We start from the raw sequence: 8,430 nt of genomic DNA, 5'->3' as shown, positions 1-8,430 counted from the left end.
GGGCCATGCGGTTGGGCAGGCCGGTCAGCGCGTCATGCTGGGCGATGTGCCGCATCCGCTCCTCGGACTGCTTGCGTTCCGTGATGTCGGCGAGAATCCAGACGTAGTGCGCGGGCAAACCGCTTTGCGGGTCATCGACACGGTTGACCCGGGTGCCGGCCGGGAGGTTGTTGCCGTTTTTCTGGGTGACGTTGAGTTCGCCGCTCCATGATCCGCGCTGCGATATGTCCTCGAGGAAGGCTTCCTGCGTTATGTCAGCGTCAAAAGTGATTAGTCCGAAGACGGTTTGGCCGATTAGCTCGAACGGCTCGTAACCCGCCATTTGCGTGGTGGCCGGATTGATCGACAGAATGCGATGGGCTTCGTCGGTGAAAATAATTCCGGCTGGGGTGTGGTTATACACTTTCTCGGCAAGCTGCTCGCGTTCGGCGCTGGCGCGCCGTTCGGTGATGTCGGAGTAAACGGTGACAAAGCCGCCTTCGGGCAGCGGAACGCCACGGATTTCGAGTGTTTTGCCGTTCGGGCGGGTGCGCTCAAAATGATGCGGAACTGGGTGACGGGCGCGCTCCAACAGCGCGGCAACGGTTTCCTCGGGGTCTGCCGTGCCGTACTCGCCGCGCTGCGCGTTGAGGCGATAGATGGCTTCGATCGACGTGCCCGGTTGCGCCAGACTGGCTGGAATATCGAGCAGGCGTTGAAACTCGGTGTTGGATACGACCAGCTTCGTGTCGCCATCGAACAGACTGATGGCGCTCGGGATACTTTCGATCACCGTTTGCAATTGATTGTGCTGCGTTCGCAGGGCTATTTCGGCGGCCTTGCGCTCGGTGATGTCGGTGTAGGTCGTGATGAAGCCGACCAGTTGCTCGTTGATAAAAAGTGGCTCGCCCTGGACGAGATGAGTTTTGCCGTTCGGGCGGGTGCGCTCGAAACAGTGGGCTTCGAATTTTCTAGCGAGGTCAGTGATGCGTTGGATGTGGGCTTCAACGTCGCCGGGGCCGTATTCGCCGCGTGTGGCGGGGATGCGAATCAAGTCAGAAAACGCTACACCTGCATAGACCACTTCGTCGGGAAGGTCCAGGACGCCGATGAATCCCCGGTTCCAGACGCGCAGACGCAGTTGTTCGTCAAAGACGCTGATGCCTTGTGGCATGTTCGATACCACTGCCTGCAAATAGGCGAGCTGGCGTCCGATGTCGCTTGATGGTTGCGCGGGGGCGTCAGTTAATTTCAATGGCTTGGGCGGGGCGGTTATCCAACTTTTGATGATAGCTCAGCTGAGAGGATGCTGGCATTGGCGGCCTACGGTTTTAATTATCGAATATTTTTGTCACAAATGCCATTTTATCGAGCAGCCTATCGATGCCACCTGCTCGGTCGGGCCTTTGCCGGTTCTCGCCATCTCGCTCAGCGCTTCGAACAGTTCGCGTCGCGCCTCCGGTGGCGCCGGGTTTCGCCCGGAGGCATCGAGACGGCCACGGTATTGCAGTTCGAGGCTGGCGTTGTAGCCAAAGAAGTCGGGCGTGCACACGGCGCCATAGGCCTTGGCGACGGCCTGGGTTTCGTCGTAGAGGTAGGGAAACGGGAAGGTTAGTTCGGCGGCCCAGCGGGCCATCAATTTTGGCGAATCTTCCGGGTAGACCGTGACATCGTTGCTCATGATCGCGACGCAGCCGATACCGTGCTTGGCGAGGTCGTGGCAATCGTGGATCAGGCGGTCAATGATCGCCTTGACGTAGGGGCAGTGGTTGCAGATGAACATCACGAGCAGCCCGTTCGGGCCGCGGCAGCTGGCTAGCGTGTGGCGCTTGCCGTCAACGCCGGGTAGATCGAAGTCGACGGCTGGTCGGCCAAAATCACAGACGGGTGGGTTCAAAGCGACCATGTTTTTCCACTCCAAAAGCCATTTCGACCATAATAGCACCGATGAATTCCCCCCGTTTTTACTGCCGAGAAGCCCTTTCGCCGGGGGCTCATGTTGAGTTGCCGGAACCGGTGGCGCGCCATGCGGTGCGCGTGTTGCGCCTGCCGCCCGGGGCGCCGATGGTGCTTTTCGATGGTCGTGGCGGCGAGTATCCGGCGCATATCGAACGCATCGAGCGCGACCGGGTCATGGCCGTGCTGGGTCCGTGGGTTGAAGTCGAGCGCGAATCGCCGCTGGCGATTACCTTGGTTCAGGCCCTGCAGGCCGGTGACAAGATGGATTTCACCATCCAGAAGGCGGTGGAGCTCGGTGTTCGCCATATCGTGCCGGTCGAGAGCCGGCGCAGTGTCCTGCGCCTGGCCGGCGAGCGGGCCGGCAAGCGGGTGGCGCACTGGCAGGGCGTGGTGGCGTCGGCCTGCGAACAATGCGGCCGCAACCAGGTGCCCGTGGTGGCGCCGCTCGAGAAGCTCGAAAACTGGCTGGCCAGGCCGGCGCCGGGTGCCCTGCGCCTGATGCTGGCGCCGGATGCCGAACAGACGCTGGCCTCGATCCGGCCAGTCGGAGAGGTTCAACTGCTGATCGGGGCCGAAGGGGGGCTTGATCCGCAGGAAATGATCGCCGCGCAGTCGGCTGGCTTTCAGGCAGTACGTATGGGTCCGCGCATTCTGCGGACGGAAACGGCGGGCCTGGCCGCGCTGGCAGCGATGCAGGTACTTTGGGGTGACTTCAGGGGGGAGTAGGCAATGTTTGAATCAGCAGAACTCGGCCACAAGATTGACAAGGAAACCTTCAAAAAGGAAGTGCCGCTGCTGCGCGCTGCCTTGCTTGATGCGCAGTACGACATGCTGGAGAAAAAGGACTTTCCGGTGGTCATCCTGATCAGCGGGGTAGACGGTAGCGGCAAGGGGGAAACGATCAACCTGCTTTATTCCTGGATGGACCCGCGCCACATTTCGACCCTGGCCTTCTCGGCACCTTCCGACGAAGAACGGGCTCGCCCCTACATGTGGCGCTACTGGCGCGCCCTGCCGCCCAAGGGCAAGGTCGGCATCTTCGCCGGCTCGTGGTATTCGCAGCCGATTACCGATCGGATCACCGGCCAGATGCGCCGTTCCGAGATGGATGAACGGCTCGACGACATCAATCGTTTCGAGGCCATGCTGGTCAATGAGGGGGCGCTGGTTCTGAAATTCTGGTTCCACCTGTCCAAGGATGGCCAGAAAACGCGGCTCAAGGCGCTGGAGAAGAATCCGAACACGGCCTGGCGCGTCACCAAGGAAAGCTACGATCGCCTGAAGACCTACAACAAGCTGCAGGAAGTGGCTGGTCATGTGCTGCGCGTCAGCAATACGGCGCATGCGCCGTGGATCATCGTTGAAGGCACCGATGACGAATATCGTTCGCTAACCGTCGGCCGCATCGTGCTCGACGCCATGAAGCGCCGTCTGCAGCAAACGGGCCGCCAGCAGGTGCCGGTGGCGCCGCCGATTGTCCATGCCATTGACCAGAAAAACGTGCTCAGCGAACTGGATCTGACGCAGAAGCTGGCCAAGAAGGATTACGAGAGCCAACTGGCCAAGTACCAGTCACGCCTCTCGGAACTGGTGCGCGATCCGCGCTTTGTCGGCAAGCGCTCGCTGGTCCTGGTCTTTGAAGGTTCGGATGCGGCCGGCAAGGGCGGCACCATCCGTCGCATCGGTGCTTCGATGGATGCCCGGCAGTACCAGATCGTGCCGATTGCCGCGCCGACCGAGGAAGAGCGGGCGCAGCCGTATTTGTGGCGTTTCTGGCGGCATCTGCCGCGGACCGGGCGGGCGGCGATTTTCGACCGTTCGTGGTATGGCCGCGTGCTGGTCGAACGCGTCGAGGGTTTTTGCACCGAGGCCGACTGGCTGCGTGCCTACGCCGAGATCAACGATTTCGAACACCAGATGGTCGATTCCGGCGCCATCGTCGTCAAATTCTGGTTGCAGATCAGTGCCGATGAGCAGTTGCGCCGTTTCAAGGAACGCCAGGATACCGAGTTCAAGCGCTTCAAGATCACCGACGAAGACTGGCGCAACCGCGAGAAATGGGACGACTACGTTTCCGCCGTCTGCGACATGGTCGACCGCACGTCAACCGGGCTGGCGCCCTGGACGTTGGTTGAGGCCAACGACAAGAACTTCGCCCGGGTCAAAGTGCTGAAAACCCTGTGCGAGCGGATCGAAACGGCGCTCAAGGACGATAACGGAAAATATACGGAAAAATGAGCGATACCCCTTACGACGAGCATTTCGTCTCCTGGTTCCGGGCGGTTACGCCCTACATCAACGCCTTTCGCGGCAAGACCTTCGTCATTGCCTTCGGTGGCAAGGCGGTGGCCAGCGAGTTCGCCAAGACGCTGGCCTATGACGTGAACCTGCTGGTCAGCCTGGGCATCCGGCTGGTGCTCGTGCATGGGGCGCGACCGCAGATCGAGGAAGAGTTGCGCGAGAAGAACCTGGACTCGGTCTATCACCGGGGCTATCGGGTGACCGACGCGGCGGCGCTCGACTGCGTGCTCGATGCGGTGGGCAGCGTCTATCTGGAAATCGAGGCGATGCTGTCGCAGGGCTTGCCGAATACGCCGATGGCCAACAGCCGAATCCGCGTCATCGGCGGCAATTTCATCACCGGCCAGCCGATCGGTGTGCTCGACGGCATCGACATGCATTACGCCGGCAAGGTGCGCAAGGTCGACGCCGAGGGCATCAACGCCCAGTTGGGCCTCGGCAACATCGTGCTGCTCAACTGTGAGGGGCCGTCGCCGACCGGCGAGATTTTCAACCTGCAGATGGAAGAAGCGGCTGAAGCCGTGGCCATCGCCATCAAGGCCGACAAGCTGGTGTACCTGACCGACAGCCGCGGTGTCACCGACCAGGCTGGCGAGTTGCTCGATGCCATGACGGCCGACGAAGCATCGCAAATGCTGCGCGACGCCGACTGGCTGTCGGCCGACATCAAACGCTACCTGCCGTGCGCCGTACGGGCCAGCCGGACCGGCGTCGGCCGAGTGCATCTGATCAGTTTCGAGCAGGATGGTGCGCTGTTGCGCGAGCTGTTTACGCACGATGGCGTCGGCACCGTGGTCACCCGCGAATCGCTGGAAAATATCCGCGAAGCCAAGCCGGACGACATCGCCGCGCTGATCGCCTTGATCGAACCGATGGAGCAGGAAGGCATCCTCGTCCATCGGCCGCGCGAACTGCTCGAGCGCGAAATCGACCGTTTTTCGATCATGCTCCACGACGGCATCATCGTCGGCTGCGCCGCGCTGTACACGCATTCCGAGGACGAGGCCGAACTGGCCTGCCTGGCGGTCAGTCACGAACACCGCGAATGGGGCTATGGCGAGCAGTTGATGCTGCGCATCGAGCAGCGCGCCCGCAAGGCCGGCATCAAGCGCCTGTTCGTGCTGACCACGCGCACCGAGCACTGGTTCGTCGAGCGCGGCTTCAAGCTCGGCACGGTCGATGACCTGCCGGCCAACAAGCGCGACATGTACAACTATCAGCGGCGTTCCAAGGTGCTGTTCAAGACTTTATAATTCCCCGCATTAACCCCCACGGAGTTTCACATGGCACGTACCGTCAATTGCATCAAGCTCGGCCGCGAGGCTGAAGGCCTCGATACGCCACCTTACCCGGGTGCGCTCGGCCAGCGTATTTTTGAGAATGTTTCGAAGGAAGCCTGGCAGCAGTGGATCAAGATGCAGACCATGCTGATCAACGAGAATCGTCTCAATCTGGTCGATGCCAAGCATCGCAAATACCTGACCGAGCAGCTCGAGAAGCATTTCTTTGGCGAGGGGGCCGACCATATTCAGGGTTACGTTCCGCCGGCCGCCTGAGCGACCGGACGCTCATGAAAAATCCCGCTGCGGCGGGATTTTGTTTTTCAGGCGATCTGGCTCAGCGCGTAGAAGATCAGCATGCCGCCGCCCATCGCGGTAACGGCCAGGATGGCACTGGTCCGCTTGAGGCCGCTGGCCTGTTCTTCGATGAATTGCTCCAACCCGTCGAACAGCTCGGGAAAGGCGGCGATGTCGTTGTGGTTCGGCTTGTTCATGCAGGGCTTTCAGGCAGACGAATAACGTCACTATCGCCACTCAATATTGCATGGGCGTTACGGCCGCGTGGGGCGCTTGTCACGCTTTGGTAACGGGGCAGACTTAGCCTGATAGCCTTCTTCATCGAGCTGTCGGGAATTTGCGTGGTTGAAAACGGAACGCAGTATTTGTTGGGCAGGCTGGGTTTTCGCGGCTTGTTCGTGTTGATCGGCTGTGTGTTCAGCGTGGCGTTTCTCGCGGTTTCGTTACCGCATTTGCTGTCGCGCTGGGACAGCATGCAGGTGTCGGAGGATCGGCTGGCGGCAATCCGCCAGACCGGGGAGACGCGATCCCTGATCGGCGCATTGCAGCAGCATCGGGCGGCATTATTCTTTGCCGGGGCTGGCGATACGGTGGCGAGTGCGGAAATTGCCCAAAATCTGCAGTCGACCGTAGCATCGGCCAGCGCCGATGAGCTGCGCGACCTGCTCGCCGTTACCCCGGCAGAGAGTGCCGGCCGGCGGCGCATGCAGGTCTTTGCCGGCTTCGGCACGCGGGTCGAAAAACTGCAGCTGCAGATGACCGAACGCCTCGGCGGGGGGCCGAGTGGCAGTGCCAGCCTGCAGGCCGTTTCCGGTATCTGGTTGAACGATTTACCCCTGCTCGCCGAATCGCTGGCCCGGTTGGAGGTGCTGGCCGGCGTCGCGGTGCGCGAGGGGATGGTGGCCGACAAGCTGCGCCCGGAACTGTCGGCCTCGATCGCCGTCGCCACGCATGCGCTGGCCGGCGTACAGCGCCAACTGGCCCCTTTCGTCGGCCAAGGCGGCGAGCTGGCGGCCTTGGCCGAAAAGGTCGAGGTGCTGGCCGGGCAGTTCGAACTGACGCAAACCGTGGCTTACGGCCAGGCCCTGAGCAGCGCTGCGTATTCGCGGGACGAGCTGGCGCGGGCAATCGGCCAGCCGCTGGCCGAGGTCCGCGACATTTCACGGCGCAGCGAGCAGCTGATGCTGGCCGGCCTCGACGACGAACGGGGCCGGGCGCATCGCCATCTGATCGTGACCGTGCTGCTCATCCTCGGCGGTATGCTGGTTTCCAGCGGTGGCCTCTACGTCGCCTATGTCCGCCTGGCGTCGACCATCGAGGTGCTGGCCCGGGGGGCGCGTCAGCTGGCGACCGGCGACCTGTCGGTGTCGATCGAGCTGGCCGGGCAGGACGAATTGCAGCGCATCGCCGAATCGCTGCGCGCCGTGCGCGACGGTCTGCGCAGCCTGATCGGCGACATTGCCAACAGCGCCCACGCGCTGACCACCGGTTCGCTGTCGTTTGTCCAGACGGCAAGCTCCTCGGCGGCGCGGGCGCGCCGCCAGGAGGGCGATACGCAGCAGGTGGTGACGGCGGTCGAGGCGGCCGGGCGACAAGTCGATGAAATCGCCCACGCGGCCGGCGAGAGCGATGCGGTAGCGCGCAGCTCGGATCAATTGGCGAGTTCCGGCCTGCAGTCGGTCAGTCTCGCCAAGGACGTGTTGGAACAAATGAGTGCCGACATTGTCGAGGCGACGGCCTGCCTTGATCGCATGGAAAGCGAAACGCGCCAGGTATCGACGGTGGTCGCAGTGATTGCCGGGGTGGCCGAACAGACCAATCTGCTGGCGCTCAATGCAGCAATCGAGGCGGCGCGGGCCGGCGACAGCGGCCGCGGTTTTGCCGTGGTGGCCGACGAGGTGCGCAAGCTGGCCGAGCGGACGGCGCAGAGCACCAAGGAAATCGGCCAGATGATTGCCCGCATGCAGGGCATTGCCAGCGCGACGGCGAATGCGGTACGGACGGCCGCCAGCCATGTCGTGACCAGTAACGAAAAAGCCGGCGAGGCGGCGCTGGCGATGGGCCGGGTCCGCGACCAGGCTGGTCTGGTCGAGGTCGCCAGCACGCGGATCAACACCGCCCTGGTGACGCACCGGCAGGAGACCAAGCGGATCGAGTCGTTGGTCGCCGGCATCGCCGACCTGTCGCTGGAAAATTGCCAGGCTCTGACCGGTGCCGCCGATTCGGCTCGCCTGCTCGAGGGGCTGGCCGGCGACCTGCGCCAGGCGATCGGCAAGTTCCGGCTGGCGGCCGGCGATGCCAGCCAAACGCTACGACCATAGAAACAATGGCTGGCCCCAGGGTCGACCGGGGAAATCGCCCTTTTTTGAAATGGTTGGTTGTCGGCCGGGCTTCGTGAATAGCGAAACCGGCCGCTAAAAACGCCGGATCAGTAAATGCCGGCCGTCGATGGCGCTGTTGCGTACTTCGCTGAAGCCGAAATCGCGAAAGCGCCGGACCTTGGCGGTGGAGACCAGGATTCGTCCTGACTTGAAGGTTCTTTCGAGCCAGTCGAGGCGGGCCTGGATCAGGGCGCGGCCGATGCCTTGGCCGCGGCGTTCCGGGGCGACTGCCG

The 8,430-nt window shown here is 62.5% G+C and carries 9 protein-coding genes; 5 read left to right on the top strand and 4 right to left on the bottom strand.

Translation table 11 applies throughout. From position 1 onward, the window contains the following. Both ADADOO_RS16390 and ADADOO_RS16385 read right to left on the bottom strand, forming a co-directional pair. The coding region (locus ADADOO_RS16390) for a PAS-domain containing protein (RefSeq protein WP_511278581.1) at positions 1-1,153 on the bottom strand (1,153 nt) is incomplete at its 3' end. A 177-nt stretch (positions 1,154-1,330) separates the two neighbouring features. Then, positions 1,331-1,885, bottom strand: a complete 555-nt coding sequence (locus ADADOO_RS16385) for a thioredoxin family protein (RefSeq protein ID WP_511278580.1) — start codon at positions 1,883-1,885, stop codon at positions 1,331-1,333. A gap of 41 nt (positions 1,886-1,926) precedes the next feature. Between ADADOO_RS16385 and ADADOO_RS16380 the strand changes: the two genes are divergently transcribed. From ADADOO_RS16380 to ADADOO_RS16365, 4 genes are read left to right on the top strand one after another with little or no spacing between them, the layout of a single operon-like run. After that, positions 1,927-2,664, top strand: a complete 738-nt coding sequence (locus tag ADADOO_RS16380; protein WP_511278579.1) for a 16S rRNA (uracil(1498)-N(3))-methyltransferase — start codon at positions 1,927-1,929, stop codon at positions 2,662-2,664. 3 nt (positions 2,665-2,667) lie between these two features. Continuing rightward, positions 2,668-4,176 carry a polyphosphate:AMP phosphotransferase gene (gene pap, locus ADADOO_RS16375; protein ID WP_511278578.1) on the top strand — a complete coding sequence of 503 codons (1,509 nt, stop codon included), beginning with the start codon at positions 2,668-2,670 and terminating at the stop codon, positions 4,174-4,176. After that, positions 4,173-5,492, top strand: coding sequence for an amino-acid N-acetyltransferase (argA, locus tag ADADOO_RS16370; protein ID WP_511278577.1), 1,320 nt, complete (start codon positions 4,173-4,175; stop codon positions 5,490-5,492). Before pap ends, argA begins: the two co-directional genes overlap by 4 nt. A gap of 30 nt (positions 5,493-5,522) precedes the next feature. Then, positions 5,523-5,795: an oxidative damage protection protein gene (locus tag ADADOO_RS16365; protein WP_511278576.1), complete on the top strand. Its 273-nt coding sequence runs from the start codon at positions 5,523-5,525 to the stop codon at positions 5,793-5,795. A 47-nt stretch (positions 5,796-5,842) separates the two neighbouring features. Here ADADOO_RS16365 and ADADOO_RS16360 read toward each other — a convergent pair whose 3' ends face one another. Next, entirely contained in the window at positions 5,843-6,013 is a 171-nt protein-coding gene (locus tag ADADOO_RS16360) for a hypothetical protein (protein WP_511278575.1), read from the bottom strand. A 144-nt stretch (positions 6,014-6,157) separates the two neighbouring features. Here ADADOO_RS16360 and ADADOO_RS16355 point away from each other — a divergent pair, with 144 nt between their 5' ends. Beyond that, positions 6,158-8,137: a methyl-accepting chemotaxis protein gene (locus ADADOO_RS16355; protein WP_511278574.1), complete on the top strand. Its 1,980-nt coding sequence runs from the start codon at positions 6,158-6,160 to the stop codon at positions 8,135-8,137. Positions 8,138-8,230: 93 nt separating this feature from the next. Here ADADOO_RS16355 and ADADOO_RS16350 read toward each other — a convergent pair. After that, positions 8,231-8,430: GNAT family N-acetyltransferase (locus ADADOO_RS16350; RefSeq protein ID WP_511278573.1), on the bottom strand; the 200-nt coding region annotated here is incomplete at its 5' end.

It is taken from the genome of Azonexus sp. (genome assembly GCF_036170495.1).
Lineage (GTDB): Bacteria > Pseudomonadota > Gammaproteobacteria > Burkholderiales > Rhodocyclaceae > Azonexus.
The sequence above is the reverse complement of the archived record's forward strand: the minus strand, read 5'-3'. Positions and strand labels throughout refer to the sequence as shown.